Annotated in this window: 20 protein-coding genes; 15 read left to right on the top strand and 5 right to left on the bottom strand. The window is 52.8% G+C overall.

Annotated features, from left to right (window positions below):
* The first annotated feature begins 12 nt into the window (after positions 1-12).
* Both ilvD and ilvA read left to right on the top strand, forming a co-directional pair.
* Entirely contained in the window at positions 13-1,863 is a 1,851-nt protein-coding gene (gene ilvD, locus HEN33_RS13335; protein WP_176263595.1) for a dihydroxy-acid dehydratase, read from the top strand.
* Between the two features lie 2 nt (positions 1,864-1,865).
* Complete coding sequence (gene ilvA / locus HEN33_RS13330) at positions 1,866-3,410, top strand: threonine ammonia-lyase, biosynthetic (protein ID WP_105288346.1); 1,545 nt, start codon at positions 1,866-1,868, stop codon at positions 3,408-3,410.
* Here ilvA and ilvY read toward each other — a convergent pair.
* Entirely contained in the window at positions 3,407-4,297 is an 891-nt protein-coding gene (gene ilvY, locus HEN33_RS13325) for an HTH-type transcriptional activator IlvY (protein ID WP_032304143.1), read from the bottom strand. The genes ilvA and ilvY overlap by 4 nt on opposite strands.
* A gap of 151 nt (positions 4,298-4,448) precedes the next feature.
* Between ilvY and ilvC the strand changes: the two genes are divergently transcribed.
* Positions 4,449-5,924, top strand: coding sequence for a ketol-acid reductoisomerase (gene ilvC / locus HEN33_RS13320; protein ID WP_001296589.1), 1,476 nt, complete (start codon positions 4,449-4,451; stop codon positions 5,922-5,924).
* A 45-nt stretch (positions 5,925-5,969) separates the two neighbouring features.
* On the opposite strand, the gene ppiC is transcribed toward ilvC, so the two are convergent.
* Together ppiC and HEN33_RS13310 are read right to left on the bottom strand one after the other, a co-directional pair.
* Complete coding sequence (gene ppiC, locus HEN33_RS13315; RefSeq protein ID WP_001140258.1) at positions 5,970-6,251, bottom strand: peptidylprolyl isomerase PpiC; 282 nt, start codon at positions 6,249-6,251, stop codon at positions 5,970-5,972.
* 151 nt (positions 6,252-6,402) lie between these two features.
* A complete protein-coding gene (locus tag HEN33_RS13310; protein ID WP_000996698.1) occupies positions 6,403-6,852 on the bottom strand; it encodes a type II toxin-antitoxin system PemK/MazF family toxin in 450 nt (149 codons plus the stop codon).
* A gap of 216 nt (positions 6,853-7,068) precedes the next feature.
* On the opposite strand from HEN33_RS13310, the gene rep reads away from it, so the two are divergent.
* The gene (gene rep, locus HEN33_RS13305) at positions 7,069-9,090 is read left to right on the top strand and encodes a DNA helicase Rep (protein ID WP_176263594.1); all 2,022 of its coding nucleotides are present in this window, start codon (positions 7,069-7,071) and stop codon (positions 9,088-9,090) included.
* 47 nt (positions 9,091-9,137) lie between these two features.
* On the opposite strand, the gene gppA is transcribed toward rep, so the two are convergent.
* Positions 9,138-10,622, bottom strand: coding sequence for a guanosine-5'-triphosphate,3'-diphosphate diphosphatase (gene gppA, locus HEN33_RS13300; protein WP_001355380.1), 1,485 nt, complete (start codon positions 10,620-10,622; stop codon positions 9,138-9,140).
* A 135-nt stretch (positions 10,623-10,757) separates the two neighbouring features.
* Positions 10,758-12,023: an ATP-dependent RNA helicase RhlB gene (rhlB, locus tag HEN33_RS13295; protein ID WP_000047508.1), complete on the bottom strand. Its 1,266-nt coding sequence runs from the start codon at positions 12,021-12,023 to the stop codon at positions 10,758-10,760.
* A 130-nt stretch (positions 12,024-12,153) separates the two neighbouring features.
* Here rhlB and trxA point away from each other — a divergent pair, with 130 nt between their 5' ends.
* The 11 genes from trxA (at position 12,154) to rffA (ending at position 22,669) form a co-directional block, all read left to right on the top strand.
* The gene (gene trxA, locus HEN33_RS13290; protein ID WP_001280776.1) at positions 12,154-12,483 is read left to right on the top strand and encodes a thioredoxin TrxA; all 330 of its coding nucleotides are present in this window, start codon (positions 12,154-12,156) and stop codon (positions 12,481-12,483) included.
* Between the two features lie 140 nt (positions 12,484-12,623).
* Positions 12,624-12,725 carry a rho operon leader peptide RhoL gene (rhoL, locus tag HEN33_RS13285; RefSeq protein ID WP_001295255.1) on the top strand — a complete coding sequence of 34 codons (102 nt, stop codon included), beginning with the start codon at positions 12,624-12,626 and terminating at the stop codon, positions 12,723-12,725.
* Positions 12,726-12,809: 84 nt separating this feature from the next.
* A complete protein-coding gene (gene rho, locus HEN33_RS13280) occupies positions 12,810-14,069 on the top strand; it encodes a transcription termination factor Rho (protein ID WP_001054527.1) in 1,260 nt (419 codons plus the stop codon).
* Between the two features lie 239 nt (positions 14,070-14,308).
* Positions 14,309-15,412, top strand: coding sequence for a UDP-N-acetylglucosamine--undecaprenyl-phosphate N-acetylglucosaminephosphotransferase (wecA, locus tag HEN33_RS13275; RefSeq protein WP_001050960.1), 1,104 nt, complete (start codon positions 14,309-14,311; stop codon positions 15,410-15,412).
* Between the two features lie 11 nt (positions 15,413-15,423).
* Positions 15,424-16,470, top strand: a complete 1,047-nt coding sequence (gene wzzE / locus HEN33_RS13270) for an ECA polysaccharide chain length modulation protein (RefSeq protein ID WP_001355381.1) — start codon at positions 15,424-15,426, stop codon at positions 16,468-16,470.
* A 55-nt stretch (positions 16,471-16,525) separates the two neighbouring features.
* Positions 16,526-17,656: a non-hydrolyzing UDP-N-acetylglucosamine 2-epimerase gene (gene wecB / locus HEN33_RS13265; RefSeq protein WP_001364316.1), complete on the top strand. Its 1,131-nt coding sequence runs from the start codon at positions 16,526-16,528 to the stop codon at positions 17,654-17,656.
* A complete protein-coding gene (gene wecC / locus HEN33_RS13260) occupies positions 17,653-18,915 on the top strand; it encodes a UDP-N-acetyl-D-mannosamine dehydrogenase (RefSeq protein ID WP_000006603.1) in 1,263 nt (420 codons plus the stop codon). The genes wecB and wecC overlap by 4 nt, the downstream gene beginning before the upstream one ends.
* Positions 18,915-19,982, top strand: a complete 1,068-nt coding sequence (gene rffG / locus HEN33_RS13255) for a dTDP-glucose 4,6-dehydratase (RefSeq protein WP_001226575.1) — start codon at positions 18,915-18,917, stop codon at positions 19,980-19,982. Before wecC ends, rffG begins: the two co-directional genes overlap by 1 nt.
* Positions 19,983-20,000: 18 nt before the next feature.
* Positions 20,001-20,882, top strand: a complete 882-nt coding sequence (rfbA, locus tag HEN33_RS13250; protein WP_000676063.1) for a glucose-1-phosphate thymidylyltransferase RfbA — start codon at positions 20,001-20,003, stop codon at positions 20,880-20,882.
* Positions 20,860-21,534: a dTDP-4-amino-4,6-dideoxy-D-galactose acyltransferase gene (gene rffC, locus HEN33_RS13245; RefSeq protein ID WP_032304146.1), complete on the top strand. Its 675-nt coding sequence runs from the start codon at positions 20,860-20,862 to the stop codon at positions 21,532-21,534. The genes rfbA and rffC overlap by 23 nt, the downstream gene beginning before the upstream one ends.
* 4 nt (positions 21,535-21,538) lie before the next feature.
* Positions 21,539-22,669 carry a dTDP-4-amino-4,6-dideoxygalactose transaminase gene (rffA, locus tag HEN33_RS13240; protein ID WP_176263593.1) on the top strand — a complete coding sequence of 377 codons (1,131 nt, stop codon included), beginning with the start codon at positions 21,539-21,541 and terminating at the stop codon, positions 22,667-22,669.
* The last annotated feature ends 1 nt before the right edge of the window (position 22,670 follow it).

Here is a 22,670-nt window from a genome sequence, read left to right as displayed (position 1 = left end):
AGTAAATAAAGTATGCCTAAGTACCGTTCCGCCACCACCACTCATGGTCGTAATATGGCGGGTGCTCGTGCGCTGTGGCGCGCCACCGGAATGACCGACGCCGATTTCGGTAAGCCGATTATCGCGGTTGTGAACTCGTTCACCCAATTTGTACCGGGTCACGTTCATCTGCGCGATCTCGGTAAACTGGTCGCCGAACAAATTGAAGCGGCTGGCGGCGTTGCCAAAGAGTTCAATACCATTGCGGTGGATGATGGGATCGCTATGGGCCACGGGGGGATGCTTTATTCACTGCCATCTCGCGAACTGATCGCTGATTCCGTTGAGTATATGGTCAATGCCCACTGCGCCGACGCCATGGTCTGCATCTCTAACTGCGACAAAATCACCCCGGGGATGCTGATGGCCTCCCTGCGCCTGAATATTCCGGTGATCTTTGTTTCCGGCGGCCCGATGGAAGCCGGGAAGACCAAACTGTCCGATCAGATCATCAAGCTCGATCTGGTGGATGCGATGATCCAGGGCGCAGACCCGAAAGTCTCTGACTCGCAGAGCGAGCAGGTTGAACGTTCCGCCTGCCCGACCTGCGGTTCCTGCTCCGGGATGTTCACCGCTAACTCGATGAACTGCCTGACCGAAGCTCTGGGTCTGTCGCAGCCGGGCAACGGCTCGCTGCTGGCAACCCACGCTGACCGTAAGCAGTTGTTCCTCAATGCCGGTAAACGCATTGTTGAATTGACCAAACGTTACTACGAACAGGATGATGAAAGCGCACTGCCGCGTAACATCGCCAGTAAGGCGGCGTTTGAAAACGCCATGACGCTGGATATCGCGATGGGCGGATCGACTAACACCGTACTTCACCTGCTGGCGGCGGCACAGGAAGCGGAAATCGACTTCACCATGAGTGATATCGATAAGCTCTCCCGCAAAGTACCGCAGCTGTGTAAAGTCGCGCCGAGCACCCAGAAATACCATATGGAAGATGTTCACCGTGCTGGTGGTGTTATCGGTATTCTCGGCGAACTGGATCGCGCGGGGTTACTGAACCGTGATGTGAAAAACGTACTTGGCCTGACGTTGCCGCAAACCCTTGAGCAATACGACATCGTCGTGACCCAGGATGATGCGGTAAAAAATATGTTCCGCGCTGGCCCTGCGGGCATTCGTACTACACAGGCATTCTCGCAGGATTGCCGCTGGGATACGCTGGACGACGATCGCTCCAATGGCTGTATCCGCTCGCTGGAACACGCCTACAGCAAAGACGGCGGTCTGGCGGTGCTCTACGGTAATTTCGCAGAAAACGGCTGCATCGTTAAAACCGCAGGCGTCGATGACAGCATCCTAAAATTCACCGGCCCGGCGAAAGTGTACGAAAGCCAGGACGACGCGGTAGACGCGATCCTCGGTGGTAAAGTTGTCGCGGGCGATGTGGTGGTGATCCGCTATGAAGGCCCGAAAGGCGGCCCTGGCATGCAGGAAATGCTCTACCCAACCAGCTTCCTGAAATCAATGGGGCTCGGCAAAGCCTGTGCGCTGATCACCGATGGACGCTTCTCCGGCGGCACCTCTGGTCTTTCCATCGGCCACGTCTCGCCGGAAGCGGCAAGCGGCGGCAGCATTGGCCTGATTGAAGATGGTGACCTGATCGCTATCGACATTCCGAACCGTGGCATTCAGTTACAGGTAAGCGATGCCGAACTGGCGGCCCGTCGTGAAGCGCAGGAAGCCCGTGGCGACAAAGCCTGGACGCCGAAAAACCGTGAACGTCAGGTTTCCTTTGCCCTGCGCGCCTACGCCAGCCTGGCAACCAGCGCCGACAAAGGCGCGGTGCGCGATAAATCGAAACTGGGGGGTTAATGATGGCAGACTCACAACCCCTGTCTGGTGCTCCGGAAGGCGCCGAATATTTAAGAGCGGTGCTACGTGCACCGGTTTACGAGGCGGCGCAGGTCACGCCGCTACAAAAAATGGAAAAGCTCTCGTCGCGTCTTGATAACGTGATTCTGGTGAAGCGCGAAGATCGCCAGCCGGTACACAGCTTTAAGCTGCGCGGTGCATACGCCATGATGGCGGGCCTGACGGAAGAACAAAAAGCGCATGGCGTGATCACTGCCTCGGCGGGTAATCACGCGCAGGGCGTCGCGTTTTCTTCCGCACGGTTAGGCGTGAAGGCGCTGATCGTCATGCCAACCGCCACCGCCGATATCAAAGTCGATGCGGTACGCGGCTTTGGCGGCGAAGTGCTGCTTCATGGCGCGAACTTTGATGAAGCGAAAGCCAAAGCGATCGAACTGTCACAGCAGCAGGGCTTCACCTGGGTGCCGCCGTTCGATCATCCGATGGTGATCGCCGGGCAAGGCACGCTGGCGCTGGAACTGCTCCAGCAGGATGCCCATCTTGACCGCGTGTTTGTGCCGGTCGGCGGCGGCGGTCTGGCGGCGGGTGTGGCGGTGCTGATCAAACAACTGATGCCGCAAATCAAAGTGATCGCCGTTGAAGCGGAAGACTCCGCCTGCCTGAAAGCGGCGCTGGATGCGGGTCATCCTGTGGATCTGCCGCGCGTGGGGCTGTTTGCTGAAGGCGTTGCGGTAAAACGCATTGGCGACGAAACCTTCCGTTTGTGCCAGGAGTATCTCGACGACATCATCACCGTCGATAGTGATGCTATCTGTGCGGCGATGAAGGATTTATTCGAAGATGTGCGCGCGGTGGCGGAACCCTCCGGCGCGCTGGCACTGGCAGGGATGAAAAAATATATCGCTCAGCACAACATTCGCGGTGAACGGCTGGCGCATATTCTTTCCGGTGCTAACGTGAACTTCCACGGCCTGCGCTACGTCTCGGAACGCTGCGAACTGGGCGAACAACGTGAAGCATTGCTGGCGGTGACCATTCCGGAAGAAAAAGGCAGCTTCCTGAAGTTCTGCCAGTTGCTTGGCGGGCGTTCGGTCACCGAGTTCAACTACCGCTTTGCCGATGCCAAAAACGCCTGCATCTTTGTCGGCGTGCGCTTAAGCCGCGGGCTCGAAGAGCGAAGAGAAATTTTGCAGATGCTCAACGATGGCGGCTACAGCGTGGTTGATCTCTCCGACGACGAAATGGCGAAGCTACACGTGCGCTATATGGTTGGCGGGCGTCCATCGCATCCGTTGCAGGAACGTCTCTACAGCTTCGAATTCCCGGAATCACCGGGTGCGCTGCTGCGCTTCCTCAACACGCTAGGTACCCACTGGAACATTTCGCTTTTCCATTATCGCAGCCACGGCACCGACTACGGGCGCGTACTGGCGGCGTTCGAGCTTGGCGACCACGAACCGGATTTCGAAACCCGGCTGAATGAGCTGGGCTACGATTGCCACGACGAAACCCATAACCCGGCGTTCAGGTTCTTTTTGGCGGGTTAATGGTTCGGTAAAATCTTCCAGAAAGCCTCAATCAGCGGCTCATGCAGCCGCTTTTTTTGTGCACACACACCCAGTTCAAACGGCGTTTTCTCATCGCTACGCTCCAGAATCATCACGCGGTTACGCACCGGTTCCGGGCTGTTTTCCAGCACCACTTCTGGCAACAAGGCCACGCCGCAGCCGAGCGCCACCATCGATACCATCGCTTCATGCCCACCGACTGTGGCGTAAATCATCGGGTTGCTGATTTTGTTGCGTCGGAACCACAGTTCAATGCGGCGGCGTACCGGTCCCTGATCGGCCATGATAAACGGCACTGTAGACCAGTCCGGCTTCTCTACCGAAACCTGATTACGCACCGGGCACGGTAAGGCTGGCGCGATCAGCACCACCGCAAGGTTCTCCAGCATCGAAAACGCCACCGCACCGGGCAGCGTCTCCGGCTTCCCGGCAATCGCCAGATCCGCTTCCCCCGTTACAACTTTTTCCATTGCATCCGCCGCATCACCAGTAGTGAGTTTAATCTCCACCGACGGGTGTTCCGCGCGGAAGCGATCCAGAATCGGCGGCAGATGGCTGTAGGCAGCGGTCACCGAGCAGAAGATATGTAATTCGCCAGAGAGGGACGGCCCTTGCTGGTCGATGGTGTGGCGCAATTGCTGATACTGCAACAGTGTTTGCTGGGCGAAAACGCGCAGTTCTTCGCCCGCTTCCGTCAGCGTCACCGTACGGTTATCGCGTACAAACAATGGTTGACCGAGATCGTCTTCCAGGCGCTGAATCTGACGCGAAAGCGTGGACGGACTGACGTGCATCGCCCGTGCGCTGCGGCCAAAATGGCGGCTTTCCGCCAGATGTAGAAACATTTTCAGGTCGCGTAAATCCACTGGTAGATCCCCCGGTTAGGACGTTGCAGAAATTGCAACATGACGTTGTGAATATATCAATTTCCGCAATAAATTTCCTGTTGTAATGTGGTGACATTCTCGCTCATCAGCGAACCGAACAATAAGAAGCACAACATCACGAGGAATCACCATGGCTAACTACTTCAATACACTGAATCTGCGCCAGCAACTGGCGCAACTGGGTAAATGTCGCTTTATGGGCCGCGACGAATTCGCTGACGGCGCGAGCTACCTTCAGGGTAAAAAAGTGGTCATCGTCGGTTGTGGCGCACAGGGTCTGAACCAGGGCCTGAACATGCGTGATTCTGGTCTGGACATCTCCTATGCCCTGCGTAAAGAAGCGATCGCTGAGAAGCGCGCATCCTGGCGTAAAGCGACCGAAAACGGTTTTAAAGTTGGCACTTATGAAGAGCTGATCCCGCAGGCGGATCTGGTCGTTAACCTGACGCCAGACAAACAGCACTCCGACGTGGTGCGTTCCGTACAGCCGCTGATGAAAGACGGCGCGGCGCTGGGTTACTCGCATGGTTTCAACATCGTCGAAGTGGGCGAGCAGATCCGTAAAGACATCACCGTAGTAATGGTTGCGCCGAAATGCCCTGGCACCGAAGTGCGTGAAGAGTACAAACGTGGGTTTGGCGTACCGACGCTGATTGCCGTTCACCCGGAAAACGATCCGAAAGGCGAAGGCATGGCGATCGCTAAAGCATGGGCGGCAGCCACCGGTGGTCACCGTGCGGGCGTGCTGGAGTCGTCCTTTGTTGCGGAAGTGAAATCTGACCTGATGGGCGAGCAAACCATTCTGTGCGGTATGTTGCAGGCTGGCTCTCTGCTGTGCTTCGACAAGCTGGTGGAAGAAGGCACCGACCCGGCATATGCAGAAAAACTGATTCAGTTCGGTTGGGAAACCATCACCGAAGCCCTGAAGCAGGGCGGCATCACCCTGATGATGGACCGTCTCTCTAACCCGGCGAAACTGCGTGCTTATGCGCTGTCAGAGCAACTGAAAGAGATCATGGCACCGCTGTTCCAGAAACATATGGACGATATCATCTCTGGCGAATTCTCTTCCGGCATGATGGCGGACTGGGCTAACGACGATAAGAAACTGCTGACCTGGCGTGAAGAGACCGGCAAAACCGCGTTCGAAACCGCGCCGCAGTATGAAGGCAAAATCGGCGAGCAGGAGTACTTCGATAAAGGCGTACTGATGATCGCGATGGTAAAAGCAGGCGTTGAGCTGGCATTCGAAACCATGGTTGATTCCGGCATCATCGAAGAGTCTGCTTACTATGAATCACTGCACGAACTGCCGCTGATTGCCAATACCATCGCCCGTAAGCGTCTGTACGAAATGAACGTGGTTATCTCTGATACCGCCGAGTACGGTAACTATCTGTTCTCTTACGCTTGTGTGCCGTTGCTGAAACCGTTTATGGCAGAGCTGCAACCGGGCGACCTGGGTAAAGCTATTCCGGAAGGTGCGGTAGATAACGCGCAGTTGCGTGATGTGAACGAAGCGATTCGCAGCCATGCGATTGAGCAGGTAGGTAAGAAACTGCGCGGCTATATGACGGATATGAAACGTATTGCAGTTGCGGGTTAAGTGCGATTCAGAGTTCAAGGCCTTCTCCCGGAGAAGGCCTTGCTGTTAGTTACGGTAAAGCACCTTAATGATGTGATACCCGAACTGGGTATGCAGCGGACCGGTTGGCTCCAGTACCGGACAAGAGAAAACCACTTTATCGAACGCCGGAACCATCTGGCCCTGGCGGAATTCACCTAAATCACCGCCGCGTTTCCCTGACGGGCAAATAGAGTGTTTCTTCGCCAGCTTGCCGAAATCGGCACCATTCTTAATCTGCTCGAGAAGTTCCAGAGCCAGTTTCTCTTCTTTTACAAGGATATGCAGTGCTGCTGCTGTTTTTGCCATGATCGTGCCTTGAATTAAAAATTGTCAGTCAGGGAGGGGGGACATATATGGCAAAAGCCCGGAAAATCCGGGCTTCGCAGGTCCCTCAAGGGGAGAAAACTTAGGGCCTCTATGGGCTACAGAGTCATTATCGGGGATGGTGATTTTATTGTCAATTTATGAGCGATATGGCATTGATTGACTTGATGACTGCCCTCTGTATGTCTGCAACCAACTCATGTGGCAAACATTGATTAAGATACCCCCGATAAGTCCTTGCTCTGTTTAATCGGTTTCGACTGACTTGTTGTACCAGGTCGGCTTTAGCCCAACGTATCTGCTGATCAAAGAATTGCAGGTCATTGATAACATTACTGGCTATTTCAACATGCATTCCACGATTTAACTTGTCATGGTCGCGAGTGGTTGATAATGGAACGACGATACATGCGTTGCCATTAATTTTTCCGTTGAGCACGACAACCAACCTATTTTTTATCATCTCAGGTGGAATGCGGCCATCGTAATACGTCGTGCTGAACTGTCCATTCTGGCTAACAGGATAGTTACCAAAGTTGCATTCCAGTATTTCACCAACCTTGGGGCTGAAATTAATCGCCACGAGTAAACCTCTCCTTAGTAAACTCTGAAAAAGTAATAACACAACGTTACGACCCGATATTTTCTAAGTCTAATGGATTCATGATGCACTCCGGTTTCGGCCTTCCCTCTCTGATTTAAACATCCGCAGCCATCCGGTTAGCGGTTTTCACTCGGTCACATTCAAATGCGATTCTGCTACAATCCTCCCCCCGTTCGAAGATTGAGCAATACACCTATGCGTCTAAACCCCGGCCAACAACAAGCTGTCGAATTCGTTACCGGCCCCTGCCTGGTGCTGGCGGGCGCGGGTTCCGGTAAAACTCGTGTTATCACCAATAAAATCGCCCATCTGATCCGCGGTTGCGGTTATCAGGCACGGCATATCGCGGCGGTGACCTTTACCAATAAGGCGGCGCGCGAGATGAAAGAGCGTGTCGGGCAGACGCTGGGGCGTAAAGAGGCGCGCGGGCTGATGATCTCCACCTTCCATACATTAGGGCTGGATATCATCAAACGGGAGTATGCGGCGCTTGGGATGAAAGCGAACTTTTCACTGTTTGACGATACCGATCAACTGGCGTTGCTCAAAGAACTGACCGAGGGGCTGATTGAAGATGACAAAGTTCTTCTGCAACAGCTGATTTCGACCATCTCTAACTGGAAGAACGATCTCAAAACACCGGCGCAGGCGGCGGCAGAAGCAAAGGGCGAGCGGGATCGCATTTTTGCCCATTGTTATGGGCTGTATGATTCACACCTGAAAGCCTGTAACGTTCTCGACTTCGATGATCTGATTTTATTGCCGACGTTACTGCTGCAACGCAATGAAGAAGTCCGCGAGCGCTGGCAGAACAAAATTCGCTACCTGCTGGTGGATGAGTATCAGGACACCAACACCAGCCAGTATGAACTGGTGAAACTGCTGGTGGGCAGCCGCGCACGTTTTACCGTGGTAGGCGATGATGACCAGTCGATCTACTCCTGGCGCGGTGCCCGTCCGCAAAACCTGGTGCTGTTGAGCCAGGATTTCCCTGCGTTGAAGGTGATTAAACTCGAACAGAACTATCGCTCTTCCGGGCGTATTCTGAAAGCGGCGAACATCCTTATCGCCAATAACCCGCACGTCTTTGAAAAGCGTCTTTTTTCTGAACTGGGTTACGGCACAGAGCTAAAAGTTTTAAGCGCGAATAACGAGGAACATGAGGCCGAGCGCGTCACCGGTGAATTGATCGCCCATCACTTCGTCAATAAAACGCAGTACAAAGATTACGCCATTCTTTATCGTGGTAACCATCAGTCGCGGGTGTTTGAAAAATTCCTGATGCAAAACCGCATCCCGTACAAAATTTCCGGTGGCACGTCGTTTTTCTCTCGCCCAGAAATCAAAGATTTGCTGGCTTATCTGCGCGTGCTGGCTAACCCGGACGATGACAGCGCATTTCTGCGTATCGTTAACACGCCGAAACGAGAGATTGGCCCGGCGACGCTGAAAAAGCTGGGCGAGTGGGCGATGACGCGCAATAAAAGTATGTTTACCGCCAGTTTTGATATGGGCCTGAGTCAGACGCTTAGTGGACGTGGTTATGAAGCATTGACCCGCTTCACTCACTGGCTAGCGGAAATCCAGCGCCTGGCGGAGCGGGAACCGATTGCCGCAGTACGCGATCTGATCCACGGCATGGATTATGAATCCTGGCTGTATGAAACATCGCCCAGCCCGAAAGCTGCCGAAATGCGCATGAAGAACGTCAACCAACTGTTTAGCTGGATGACGGAGATGCTGGAAGGCAGTGAACTGGATGAGCCGATGACGCTCACTCAGGTGGTGACGCGCTTTACTCTGCGAGACATGATGGAGCGCGGCGAGAGCGAGGAAGAGCTGGATCAGGTACAACTGATGACTCTGCACGCGTCAAAAGGGCTGGAGTTTCCTTATGTCTACATGGTCGGTATGGAAGAAGGATTTTTGCCTCACCAGAGCAGCATCGATGAAGACAATATTGATGAGGAGCGTCGGCTGGCCTATGTTGGCATCACCCGCGCCCAGAAGGAATTGACCTTTACGCTGTGTAAAGAACGCCGTCAGTACGGCGAACTTGTGCGCCCGGAGCCGAGTCGCTTCCTGCTGGAGCTGCCGCAGGATGATTTGGTATGGGAACAGGAGCGCAAAGTTGTCAGCGCCGAAGAACGAATGCAGAAAGGCCAAAACCATCTGGCAAATCTGAAGGCGATGATGGCAGCAAAACGAGGGAAATAATCAAGGCCGGGTAAGATGCGCGAGCATCGCACCCAGCATATTACTCTTTAATGCACTTCCAACGGCCAGTGAACATAGCTTTGCCACTGGCTTTCCTGATCAATAATCTCTTTACCCAGCGGATGTTGGGTTAGCCAACCTTGCGGAAGCGTCAAGGTCAACAGTTCATGGTTGGCCTTTAATGTCATCTCTGGCACGAGATCGTCACGGCGACGGCTGGCAAAAATGATGGCCAGGCGTAGTAAACGGCAGAGTTGTTCTGCGACGCGTGGCGGTACGGCATTTTGTTGATGCAACGAGGAGAGATCTATTGGGTTCGTCTGGTTGAGTAGTAGCGTCGCCAGTAATTTTTTCTGTGCAGGCGTAAAACCGGGAAGATCCAGATTACGCACCAGATAAGCAGCATGTTGCGGCGCTTGTTTGAAATCAACGCTCAGACCGATTTCATGAAGCTGACAGGCGCTGATGAGCAAATCACGGCTTATTGCTTCAAGATGCCATTCGTTTTCCACCTGATCGAAGAAATTAGCCGCAACTTTGGCTACTCGCTGAGCCTGATCAATATCGATCATAAAGCGGCGTTGAATATTACGCAGCGTACGGCTGCGAATATCCTGCTCGACGGCCAGATGCAACATGCCGTAGACCAGGCCTTCACGCAGTGCACCGCCAGCCAGGGTCATACACTGAATATTCAGTTCGGTAAAAATGGCTATCAGGATCGCCAGACCACTCGGGAACACTAACGCACGTTCCAGCGTCAGCCCGTCGATCTCCAGTTCCTCCAGTCGACCACAATGAATGGCGCGCTGTTTCAGTTGCTGCAACTTTTCCAGGGTAATCCGTTCATCCATCCCCTGTGCCATCATGATTTCTTGTAAGGCCTGCACAGTGCCGGAAGCACCAACGCATACTTTCCAGCCGTGATACCGCAATTCATCGGCAACCGGACGTAACACTTCGCGTGCCGCTTTTTCTGCGGCATCAAAATTTTCCTGCCCCAGATTACGATCGGCAAAATAGCGTTCCAGCCAGGTGACGCAGCCCATCGACAGGCTGAACAACGAGGTGGTTTGTGCGCCCGTGCCGGTTACCAGTTCAGTACTGGCGCCGCCGATATCCACCACCAGGCGCTGATCGGCACCGCCAGTGGTGTGAGCAACCCCCTGATAAATCAGGCGAGCTTCTTCTTCACCGCTGATCACTTGTACCGGACAACCGAGGATTTCCTGCGCTTTGGCAATAAAATCACCGGCATTGACGGCAAGGCGTAATGTCGCCGTGGCGACAACGCGAATTTGCGAGGGAGGGATATCTTGCAGACGTTCAGCAAACAGGCGCAAACATTGCCAACCGCGCTCCATTGCTTCATTAGACAGGGCATTTTCGCTGTTCAGGCCAGCAGCCAGACGCACTTTGCGTTTAATTCGCGTCAGCGTCTGGATGCTTCCAGCCACCTCGCGCACAACCAGCATATGAAAACTATTCGAACCGAGATCAATGGCTGCATATAATGACGAGGTGGAACCCATACTCTTCATCCTTCATTCTGTCTCTGCGTTGGCTGCGTTCTTTCACCCGAATCACTTACTACAGTAAGCTCATTGGGATTAACTCTCTTGCCATCTTGATACAGTTTGAATGATTTTGAGTATGACATTTTTTATTTAACCTGAACGACGACGATTACGCGGAGCGCCAGTACGACGCGGACCATTACCTGTACGCGGGCGTGTGAGGCGCAGCGGTTTTGGCAGATCGGTCATCAATGCGTCCGGATTGTATTTGCTTACCGGAATTGAGTGACCAATATAGGTCTCAATAGCAGGCAAATTCAATGCATACTCTTCACAGGCCAGGCTGATAGAGTGACCGCTTGCGCCTGCGCGACCTGTACGACCAATACGGTGAACGTAATCTTCACAGTCATCGGGTAAATCGTAGTTAAAGACGTGCGTCACCGCAGGGATGTGCAAACCACGCGCAGCAACGTCGGTGGCAACCAGAATATCCAGATCGCCACGGGTAAATTCATCAAGGATACGCAGACGTTTTTTCTGCGCGACATCGCCTGTCAACAAACCGACACGATGACCATCTGCCGCCAGGTGGCCCCAGATCTCTTCACAACGATGTTTGGTGTTGGCGAAAATAATCGCTCGGTCTGGCCATTCTTCTTCAATCAGCGTTTGCAGCAAACGCATTTTTTCTTCGTTAGAAGGGTAGAAAAGCTCTTCTTTTATACGGTGGCCCGTTTTCTGTTCCGGTTCCACTTCAATATATTCGGCATTGTTCATCTGCTCGAATGCCAGTTCGCGTACCCGGTACGAAAGCGTGGCGGAGAACAGCATGTTGAGGCGCTGGTTTGCAGGCGGCATACGGCGGAACAGCCAGCGTATATCTTTAATAAAGCCCAGATCGTACATGCGATCGGCTTCGTCCAGTACCACCACCTGAATGGCACCGAGGTTAATGTGGTTCTGCTTGGCGTAGTCAATTAAACGACCCGTGGTGCCAATCAGTATGTCAACGCCGCTTTCCAGCACTTTCAGCTGTTTGTCGTAGCCATCACCACCGTAAGCCAGACCCAGCTTCAGGCCGGTAGCTTGCGCCAGTGGCTCCGCATCGGCGTGGATCTGCACGGCAAGTTCACGCGTCGGTGCCATAATTAAGGCACGCGGCTGATTCACCTTGCGATCGGCAATCGCGGGATGAGAGAGAAGATAATGAAACGTTGACGTAAGAAACGCCATCGTTTTCCCGGTACCGGTTTGCGCCTGCCCGGCTACGTCACGACCCGCCAGCGTCAGCGGAAGGGCCAGTGCCTGAATGGGCGTACAGTTATGAAACCCTTTTTTTTCAAGGGCTTCTACAACCTTCGGATGCAGGGCGAAGTCGGAAAACTTCTGTTCTGTTAAATGTGTTTTGCTCATAGTGTGGTAGAATATCAGCTTACTATTGCTTTACGAAAGCGTATCCGGTGAAATAAAGTCAACCTTTAGTTGGTTAATGTTACACCAACAACGAAACCAACACGCCAGGCTTATTCCTGTGGAGTTATATATGAGCGATAAAATTATTCACCTGACTGACGACAGTTTTGACACGGATGTACTCAAAGCGGACGGGGCGATCCTCGTTGATTTCTGGGCAGAGTGGTGCGGTCCGTGCAAAATGATCGCCCCGATTCTGGATGAAATCGCTGACGAATATCAGGGCAAACTGACCGTTGCAAAACTGAACATCGATCAAAACCCTGGCACTGCGCCGAAATATGGCATCCGTGGTATCCCGACTCTGCTGCTGTTCAAAAACGGTGAAGTGGCGGCAACCAAAGTGGGCGCACTGTCTAAAGGTCAGTTGAAAGAGTTCCTCGACGCTAACCTGGCGTAAGGGAATTTCATGTTCGGGTGCCCCGTCGCTAAAAACTGGACGCCCGGCGTGAGTCATGCTAACTTAGTGTTGACTTCGTATTAAACATACCTTATTAAGTTTGAATCTTGTAATTTCCAACGCTTCCCGTTTTATCTTAAATGCGAAGTGAACAGATTTCTGGCTCGTCACTCAATCCGTCTTGTCGTTTCAGTTCTGCGTACTCTCCTGTGACCAGGCAGCGAAAAGACATGAGTCGATGACCGTAAACAGGCATGGATGATCCTGCCATACCATTCACAACATTAAGTTCGAGATTTACCCCAAGTTTAAGAACTCACACCACTATGAATCTTACCGAATTAAAGAATACGCCGGTTTCTGAGCTGATCACTCTCGGCGAAAATATGGGGCTGGAAAACCTGGCTCGTATGCGTAAGCAGGACATTATTTTTGCCATCCTGAAGCAGCACGCAAAGAGTGGCGAAGATATCTTTGGTGATGGCGTACTGGAGATATTGCAGGATGGATTTGGTTTCCTCCGTTCCGCAGACAGCTCCTACCTCGCCGGTCCTGATGACATCTACGTTTCCCCTAGCCAAATCCGCCGTTTCAACCTCCGCACTGGTGATACCATCTCTGGTAAGATTCGCCCGCCGAAAGAAGGTGAACGCTATTTTGCGCTGCTGAAAGTTAACGAAGTTAACTTCGACAAACCTGAAAACGCCCGCAACAAAATCCTCTTTGAGAACTTAACCCCGCTGCACGCAAACTCTCGTCTGCGCATGGAACGTGGTAACGGTTCTACTGAAGATTTAACCGCTCGCGTACTGGACCTGGCATCACCTATCGGTCGTGGTCAGCGTGGTCTGATTGTGGCACCGCCGAAAGCCGGTAAAACCATGCTGCTGCAGAACATTGCCCAGAGCATTGCTTACAACCACCCGGATTGTGTGCTGATGGTTCTGCTGATTGACGAACGTCCGGAAGAAGTCACCGAGATGCAGCGTCTGGTAAAAGGTGAAGTTGTTGCTTCTACCTTTGACGAACCCGCATCTCGCCACGTTCAGGTTGCGGAAATGGTGATCGAGAAGGCGAAACGCCTGGTTGAGCACAAGAAAGACGTTATCATTCTGCTCGACTCCATCACTCGTTTGGCGCGTGCTTACAACACCGTTGTTCCGGCGTCAGGTAAAGTGCTGACCGGTGGTGTGGATGCCAACGCCCTGCATCGCCCGAAACGCTTCTTCGGTGCGGCGCGTAATGTGGAAGAGGGCGGCAGCCTGACCATCATCGCTACCGCGCTTATCGATACCGGTTCCAAGATGGACGAAGTTATCTACGAAGAGTTTAAAGGTACAGGCAACATGGAACTGCACCTCTCTCGTAAGATCGCTGAAAAACGCGTCTTCCCGGCAATCGACTACAACCGTTCCGGTACCCGTAAAGAAGAGCTGCTCACTACTCAGGAAGAGCTGCAGAAAATGTGGATCCTGCGCAAAATCATTCACCCGATGGGCGAAATCGATGCCATGGAGTTCCTCATTAATAAACTGGCGATGACCAAGACCAATGACGATTTCTTCGAAATGATGAAGCGCTCATAAATTTGTCTTATGCCAAAAACGCCACGTGTTTACGTGGCGTTTTGCTTTTATATCTGTAATCTTAATGCCGCGCTGGCGATGTTAGGAAAATTCCTGGAATTTGCTGGTGTGTTATGCAATTTGCATATCAAGTGGTTAATTTTTGCACAGGACTGGTGGGTTCGGAACGGACTTTCCCTTCTGAATAAAGGTCTTCGTGGTTATACTTCTGCTAATAATTTTCTCTGAGAGCATGCATTGTGAATTTACTGACAGTGAGTACTGATCTCATCAGTATTTTTTTATTCACGACACTGTTTCTGTTTTTTGCCCGTAAGGTGGCAAAAAAAGTCGGTTTAGTGGATAAACCAAACTTCCGCAAACGTCACCAGGGGTTGATACCACTCGTTGGGGGTATTTCGGTTTACGCAGGGATTTGCTTCACGTTCGGAATTGTCGATTACTATATTCCGCATGCATCTCTCTATCTCGCTTGTGCTGGTGTACTGGTGTTTATCGGTGCGCTGGATGACCGTTTTGATATCAGCGTAAAAATCCGTGCCACCATACAGGCCGCTGTTGGCATTGTTATGATGGTGTTCGGCAAACTTTATCTCAGTAGCCTGGGTTATATCTTTGGCTCCTGGGAGATGGTGCTCGGACCGTTTGGTTACTTCCTGACGCTATTTGCCGTCTGGGCGGCCATTAATGCGTTCAACATGGTTGATGGTATTGATGGCTTGCTGGGCGGGTTGTCCTGCGTCTCGTTTGCAGCAATCGGTATGATTTTGTGGTTCGACGGGCAAACCAGCCTCGCAATCTGGTGCTTTGCGATGATCGCCGCCATCCTGCCATACATCATGCTTAACCTTGGTATCCTGGGTCGCCGCTACAAAGTCTTTATGGGTGATGCGGGCAGTACGCTGATTGGTTTTACCGTTATCTGGATCCTGCTCGAAACGACCCAGGGCAAAACCCATCCCATCAGCCCGGTTACCGCTTTGTGGATCATCGCCATTCCGCTAATGGATATGGTGGCGATTATGTACCGTCGCCTGCGTAAAGGCATGAGCCCATTCTCTCCTGACCGTCAGCATATTCACCATTTGATCATGCGTGCTGGGTTTACTTCCCGCCAGGCGTTTGTGCTGATTACCCTTGCCGCGGCACTGCTCGCTTCCATTGGCGTGCTGGCAGAATATTCTCATTTTGTCCCGGAGTGGGTCATGCTGGTGCTCTTTTTGCTAGCATTCTTCCTCTATGGATATTGCATTAAGCGTGCCTGGAAAGTTGCTCGCTTTATTAAGCGCGTAAAACGCAGACTGCGTAGAAATCGTGGTGGCAGCCCCAATTTAACCAAATAAATGAGGATGTGATGACACAACCAATGCCTGGGAAACCGGCCGAAGACGCTGAAAATGAACTGGATATTCGTGGGTTGTTTCGTACCTTGTGGGCTGGGAAGCTGTGGATTATTGGCATGGGGCTGGCGTTTGCGTTAATCGCGCTGGCGTATACTTTTTTTGCTCGTCAGGAGTGGAGCTCGACGGCGATTACCGATCGTCCAACAGTGAATATGCTGGGAGGATACTACTCGCAGCAGCAATTTTTGCGTAACCTGGACGTCCGTTCGAACATGGCTTCTGCCGACCAACCATCGGTCATGGATGAAGCCTATAAAGAGTTTGTTATGCAACTGGCCTCGTGGGATACCCGCCGCGATTTCTGGTTGCAGACAGACTATTATAAACAGCGGATGGTCGGGAACAGCAAAGCCGATGCGGCGTTGCTGGATGAAATGATTAACAACATCGTGTTTATTCCCGGTGACTTCACGCGTGCGGTCAATGATAGCGTTAAGCTGATTGCCGAAACCGCGCCTGACGCTAATAACCTGTTACGTCAGTATGTTGCGTTTGCCAGCCAACGAGCAGCCAGCCATCTGAATGATGAGCTGAAAGGCGCATGGGCGGCGCGTACCATCCAGATGAAAGCTCAGGTGAAGCGTCAGGAAGAAGTGGCGAAAGCCATCTACGACCGCCGGATGAACAGCATTGAACAGGCGCTGAAAATTGCTGAGCAGCATAATATTTCGCGCAGTGCGACAGATGTACCTGCCGAGGAATTGCCTGATTCAGAAATGTTCCTGCTTGGGCGTCCAATGCTCCAGGCGCGACTGGAAAATTTACAGGCCGTCGGTCCGGCCTTTGATCTCGACTATGATCAGAATCGGGCCATGTTAAACACCCTGAATGTTGGTCCAACCCTGGATCCGCGTTTTCAGACCTATCGCTATTTGCGTACGCCGGAAGAACCGGTAAAACGCGATAGCCCACGTCGTGCCTTCCTGATGATTATGTGGGGCATTGTCGGGGGGCTGATCGGGGCTGGTGTCGCATTAACCCGCCGTTGCTCGAAATAGCAACACTGCTGCGGTGAGCGCAAAGGCGCTCGCCGCTTATTCGAAGAGAATCGATGTGAAAGTACTGACTGTATTTGGTACGCGCCCGGAAGCCATCAAGATGGCGCCGTTGGTGCATGCGTTGGCAAAAGATCCTTTTTTTGAGGCTAAAGTTTGCGTCACTGCGCAGCATCGGGAGATGCTCGATCAGGTGCTGAAACTCTTTTCCATTGTACCTGACTACGATCTCAACATAATGCAGCCAGGACAGGGTCTGACAGAGATAACCTGTCGGATTCTGGAAGGGCTAAAACCTATTCTTGCCGAGTTCAAACCAGACGTCGTGCTGGTTCACGGCGATACGACGACGACGCTGGCAACCAGCCTGGCGGCGTTTTATCAGCGTATTCCTGTTGGTCACGTTGAGGCTGGTCTGCGCACGGGCGATCTCTATTCGCCGTGGCCGGAAGAGGCTAACCGTACATTGACCGGGCATCTGGCGATGTATCACTTCTCTCCAACCGAAACTTCCCGGCAAAACTTGCTGCGTGAAAACGTTGCTGACAGCCGAATCTTCATTACCGGTAATACCGTTATTGATGCACTGTTATGGGTGCGTGACCAGGTGATGAGCAGCGATACGCTGCGTTCAGAACTGGCGGCAAATTATCCGTTTATCGACCCTGATAAAAAAATGATTCTGGTGACCGGTCACAGACGTGAGAGTTTTGGTCGTGGCTTTGAAGAAATCTGCCATGCGCTGGCAGACATCGCCACCACTCACCAGGACATTCAGATTGTCTATCCGGTGCATCTCAACCCGAACGTCAGAGAGCCGGTCAATCGCATTCTGGGGCACGTGAAAAATGTCATTCTGATCGATCCCCAGGAGTATCTACCGTTTGTCTGGCTGATGAACCACGCCTGGCTGATTTTGACCGATTCAGGTGGCATTCAGGAGGAAGCGCCTTCGCTGGGGAAACCAGTGCTGGTGATGCGTGAAACCACTGAACGTCCGGAAGCAGTGAAGGCGGGTACGGTGCGTCTGGTCGGCACGGATAAGCAGCGAATCGTCGAGGAAGTGACGCGTCTTTTAAAAGACGAAAACGAATATCAAACCATGAGCCGCGCCCATAACCCGTATGGTGATGGTCAGGCATGCTCTCGCATTCTGGAAGCGTTAAAAAATAATCGGATATCACTATGAGTTTTGCGACCATTTCTGTCATTGGACTGGGTTACATTGGACTGCCAACGGCGGCAGCGTTTGCCTCCCGGCAAAAACAGGTGATTGGTGTTGATATCAACCAACACGCGGTTGATACCATCAATCGTGGCGAAATCCATATCGTCGAGCCTGATTTGGCGAGCGTAGTAAAAACTGCCGTAGAAGGCGGTTTTTTACGAGCGAGCACGACGCCGGTTGAAGCGGATGCCTGGCTGATTGCTGTACCCACGCCGTTTAAAGGCGATCATGAGCCTGATATGGCTTACGTTGAATCGGCTGCTCGCTCCATTGCGCCAGTGCTGAAAAAAGGCGCGCTGGTGATCCTTGAGTCCACCTCGCCGGTGGGTTCAACCGAGAAGATGGCAGAATGGTTAGCAGAGATGCGTCCGGACCTGACTTTCCCACAGCAGGTGGGCGAGCAGGCGGACGTCAACATTGCTTACTGCCCGGAACGAGTGTTACCGGGCCAGGTTATGGTCGAGCTGATTAAAAACGATCGCGTGATTGGTGGTATGACGCCGGTTTGTTCGGCCCGTGCCAGCGAACTGTACAAAATTTTCCTCGAAGGTGAGTGTGTCGTCACTAACTCACGGACGGCGGAAATGTGTAAACTCACCGAGAACAGCTTCCGCGATGTGAATATCGCTTTTGCTAATGAATTGTCGCTGATTTGTGCCGATCAGGGGATTAACGTCTGGGAACTGATTCGCCTGGCGAATCGCCACCCACGCGTCAATATTCTTCAGCCTGGCCCAGGCGTGGGCGGCCACTGCATCGCTGTTGATCCGTGGTTTATCGTGGCACAGAATCCGCAGCAGGCGCGGCTTATCCGTACCGCGCGCGAAGTGAACGATCACAAACCGTTCTGGGTGATTGATCAGGTCAAAGCGGCGGTTGCCGACTGCCTGGCCGCTACCGATAAACGCGCCAGTGAGCTGAAAATTGCCTGCTTTGGTCTGGCGTTTAAACCGAATATTGATGACCTGCGCGAAAGTCCGGCGATGGAAATCGCTGAATTGATCGCTCAGTGGCACAGCGGCGAAACGCTGGTTGTTGAGCCTAACATTCACCAGTTGCCGAACAAACTGAATGGGCTTTGTACTCTGGCGCAGCTTGACGAGGCGCTGGCAACGGCAGATGTGCTGGTGATGTTGGTCGATCATAGTCAGTTCAAAGTTATCAATGGCGACAACGTCCATCAGCAGTATGTCGTCGATGCCAAAGGAGTCTGGCGCTAATGAGAAAGATTCTGATAACAGGCGGTGCCGGGTTTATTGGCTCGGCGCTGGTGCGTTATATCATCAACGAGACGAACGATGCGGTGGTGGTGGTCGATAAGCTGACCTACGCCGGAAACCTGATGTCGTTGGCACCAGTCGCGCAAAGCGATCGCTTTGCCTTTGAGAAAGTTGATATCTGCGATCGGGCAGAGTTGGCGCGCATTTTCACAGAACATCAGCCAGACTGCGTTATGCATCTGGCAGCTGAAAGCCATGTTGACCGTTCTATTGACGGCCCGGCAGCGTTTATCGAAACCAACATTGTCGGGACTTATACACTGCTTGAAGCGGCGCGGGCTTACTGGAATGCGCTGGCAGAAGACAAAAAATCGGCGTTCCGTTTTCATCATATCTCCACCGACGAAGTATACGGTGACCTGCATTCCACAGATGATTTCTTCACCGAAACCACGCCGTATTCGCCGAGCAGCCCTTATTCTGCTTCAAAAGCAAGCAGCGACCATCTGGTGCGCGCCTGGCTGCGGACCTACGGTCTACCGACGTTGATTACCAACTGCTCTAATAACTACGGTCCTTACCACTTTCCGGAAAAACTGATCCCGCTGATGATCCTCAACGCGCTGGCGGGTAAACCGCTGCCAGTATATGGCAATGGGCAGCAAATCCGTGACTGGTTATATGTTGAAGATCATGCCCGCGCGCTGTATTGCGTGGTGACCACCGGGAAAGTCGGTGAAACCTATAATATTGGTGGTCACAACGAGCGTAAGAATCTCGAGGTTGTGGAAACCATTTGCGAGCTGCTGGAAGAACTGGCCCCGAATAAACCGCACGGTGTGGCGCACTATCGCGATCTGATCACCTTTGTCGCTGACCGTCCAGGGCATGACCTACGCTATGCCATTGATGCTTCGAAAATTGCCCGTGAACTTGGCTGGCTGCCGCAGGAAACCTTTGAAAGTGGAATGCGTAAAACAGTGCAGTGGTATCTGGCTAATGAAAGCTGGTGGAAGCAGGTGCAGGACGGCAGCTATCAGGGTGAGCGTTTAGGTCTGAACGGCTAATTCTCAGCGGAGGCAAACATGAAAGGTATTATCCTGGCGGGCGGTTCCGGCACCCGATTGCATCCGATTACGCGCGGCGTATCGAAGCAATTGTTGCCGATTTACGATAAGCCAATGATTTACTATCCGCTGTCGGTGCTGATGCTGGCCGGTATCCGCGAAATTCTCATCATCACCACGCCGGAAGATAAAGGTTATTTCCAGCGCCTGCTGGGCGATGGTAGTGAGTTCGGTATCCAGCTGGAATATGCCGAACAGCCCAGCCCGGACGGTCTTGCGCAGGCATTTATCATCGGTGAAACCTTCCTTAATGGTGAACCATCTTGTCTGGTGCTGGGCGATAACATCTTCTTCGGCCAGGGCTTCAGTCCGAAGCTGCGTCATGTTGCGGCGCGCACGCAAGGGGCGACGGTATTTGGCTATCAGGTAATGGATCCAGAACGCTTTGGCGTCGTGGAGTTTGACGACAATTTCCGCGCTATCTCTCTGGAAGAAAAGCCAAAACAGCCAAAATCAAACTGGGCGGTGACCGGGCTTTATTTCTACGACAGTAAAGTTGTGGAGTACGCAAAGCAGGTGAAGCCGTCGGAGCGTGGTGAACTGGAGATTACCTCCATCAACCAGATGTACCTCGAGGCAGGCAACCTGACCGTTGAACTGCTCGGGCGCGGATTTGCCTGGCTGGACACCGGCACACACGACAGCCTGATTGAAGCCAGTACCTTTGTACAGACGGTGGAAAAACGCCAGGGCTTTAAGATTGCCTGCCTGGAAGAGATTGCCTGGCGTAACGGCTGGCTCGATGACGAAGGTGTGAAGCGTGCTGCCAGTTCATTAGCGAAAACTGGCTACGGCCAATATCTGCTGGAGTTACTCCGTGCCCGTCCGCGCCAGTATTGAACCACTAACCTGGGAAAATGCCTTCTTTGGCGTTAACAGCGCTATCGTGCATCTCACTCCTGATGCGCCACTCCTGACGCCAGACGCTTTAGCGCCGTGGTCACGAGTGCAGGCCAAAATTGCTGCATCAAATACTGTTGAGCTGGATGCCTTGCAACAGCTGGGATTCTGCCTGGTTGAAGGTGAAGTTGATTTGGCGCTACCCGTGAACAATGTCAGTGATAGCGGCGCAGAAGTGGCACAAGAGACAGATATTCCCGTATTACGTCAGTTAGCCAGTGCCGCATTTGCGCAAAGCCGTTTTCGTGCGCCGTGGTATGCGCCTGACGCCAGCGGTCGCTTTTATGCGCAGTGGGTTGAAAATGCCGTGCGCGGCACCTTTGATCATCAATGCCTCATTTTACGTTCGGCGTCCGGCGATATTCGCGGCTATGTCTCTTTACGGGAACTCAATGCGACAGATGCGCGAATTGGCCTGCTGGCTGGACGCGGTGCAGGTGCTGAGCTGATGCAAACAGCGCTAAACTGGGCGTATGCTCGCGGTAAAACAACTTTGCGGGTGGCGACCCAGATGGGCAACACCGCCGCGCTTAAACGATACATACAAAGTGGTGCGAATGTAGAAAGCACCGCGTACTGGTTATACAGGTGATCACATGATTCCATTTAACGCACCGCCGGTGGTGGGAACCGAACTCGACTATATGCAGTCGGCAATGGGTAGCGGCAAACTGTGTGGCGATGGCGGTTTTACCCGTCGCTGCCAGCAGTGGCTGGAGCAACGTTTTGGCAGCGCCAAAGTGTTACTGACACCATCCTGCACCGCTTCGCTGGAGATGGCGGCGCTGCTGCTCGATATCCAGCCTGGCGATGAAGTGATCATGCCGAGCTACACCTTTGTCTCCACCGCCAATGCCTTTGTGCTGCGTGGCGCAAAAATCGTTTTTGTGGATGTTCGCACGGACACCATGAACATCGACGAAACGTTGATTGAAGCAGCGATCACCGACAAAACGCGCGTTATCGTGCCGGTTCATTACGCGGGTGTGGCCTGCGAAATGGACACCATTATGGCGTTGGCGAAAAAGCATAATCTGTTTGTGGTGGAAGATGCCGCTCAGGGCGTGATGTCCACTTATAAAGGGCGTGCGCTGGGAACCATTGGTCATATTGGCTGCTTTAGCTTCCATGAAACCAAAAACTACACGGCGGGCGGTGAAGGCGGCGCGACGCTGATTAACGATAAAGCGTTAATCGAACGAGCCGAGATCATCCGTGAAAAAGGCACAAACCGCAGCCAGTTCTTCCGTGGTCAGGTCGATAAATATACCTGGCGCGATATTGGCTCCAGCTATTTGATGTCCGATCTGCAAGCTGCGTACCTGTGGGCGCAACTGGAAGCAGCGGATCGTATCAATCAGCAACGTCTGGCGCTGTGGCAAAACTACTACGATGCGTTAGCACCTCTGGCGAAAGCCGGGCGTATCGAGCTGCCGTCGATTCCCGATGGCTGCGTGCAGAACGCGCATATGTTCTACATTAAACTGCGGGATATTGATGACCGGAGCGCGTTGATTAACTTTCTGAAAGAAGCGGAAATCATGGCGGTGTTCCATTACATTCCGCTGCACGGTTGCCCTGCGGGGGAACGCTTTGGTGAGTTCCACGGTGAAGATCGCTACACCACCAAAGAGAGCGAGCGCCTGCTGCGCCTGCCGCTGTTCTACAACCTGTCGCCCGTCAATCAGCGTACGGTAATTGCGACCTTGTTGAATTACTTCTCCTGAT

The organism is Escherichia sp. 94.0001 (assembly GCF_013369155.2).
Taxonomy (GTDB): domain Bacteria; phylum Pseudomonadota; class Gammaproteobacteria; order Enterobacterales; family Enterobacteriaceae; genus Escherichia; species Escherichia coli_F.
Note: the sequence above shows the minus strand (reverse complement) of the source record. Positions and strands in the feature narration are given on the sequence as shown.

Excerpts from the sequence above, each read along its gene's own strand:
- ilvD (WP_176263595.1), top strand. The coding sequence starts at position 13 with ATGCCTAAGTACCGTTCCGCCACCACCACTCATGGTCGTAATATGGCG.
- ilvA (WP_105288346.1), top strand. The coding sequence starts at position 1,866 with ATGGCAGACTCACAACCCCTGTCTGGTGCTCCGGAAGGCGCCGAATAT.
- ilvC (WP_001296589.1), top strand. The coding sequence starts at position 4,449 with ATGGCTAACTACTTCAATACACTGAATCTGCGCCAGCAACTGGCGCAA.
- ppiC (WP_001140258.1), bottom strand. The coding sequence starts at position 6,251 with ATGGCAAAAACAGCAGCAGCACTGCATATCCTTGTAAAAGAAGAGAAA.
- rep (WP_176263594.1), top strand. The coding sequence starts at position 7,069 with ATGCGTCTAAACCCCGGCCAACAACAAGCTGTCGAATTCGTTACCGGC.
- gppA (WP_001355380.1), bottom strand. The coding sequence starts at position 10,622 with ATGGGTTCCACCTCGTCATTATATGCAGCCATTGATCTCGGTTCGAAT.
- rhlB (WP_000047508.1), bottom strand. The coding sequence starts at position 12,023 with ATGAGCAAAACACATTTAACAGAACAGAAGTTTTCCGACTTCGCCCTG.
- trxA (WP_001280776.1), top strand. The coding sequence starts at position 12,154 with ATGAGCGATAAAATTATTCACCTGACTGACGACAGTTTTGACACGGAT.
- rhoL (WP_001295255.1), top strand. The coding sequence starts at position 12,624 with ATGCGAAGTGAACAGATTTCTGGCTCGTCACTCAATCCGTCTTGTCGT.
- rho (WP_001054527.1), top strand. The coding sequence starts at position 12,810 with ATGAATCTTACCGAATTAAAGAATACGCCGGTTTCTGAGCTGATCACT.
- wzzE (WP_001355381.1), top strand. The coding sequence starts at position 15,424 with ATGACACAACCAATGCCTGGGAAACCGGCCGAAGACGCTGAAAATGAA.
- wecC (WP_000006603.1), top strand. The coding sequence starts at position 17,653 with ATGAGTTTTGCGACCATTTCTGTCATTGGACTGGGTTACATTGGACTG.
- rffG (WP_001226575.1), top strand. The coding sequence starts at position 18,915 with ATGAGAAAGATTCTGATAACAGGCGGTGCCGGGTTTATTGGCTCGGCG.
- rfbA (WP_000676063.1), top strand. The coding sequence starts at position 20,001 with ATGAAAGGTATTATCCTGGCGGGCGGTTCCGGCACCCGATTGCATCCG.
- rffA (WP_176263593.1), top strand. The coding sequence starts at position 21,539 with ATGATTCCATTTAACGCACCGCCGGTGGTGGGAACCGAACTCGACTAT.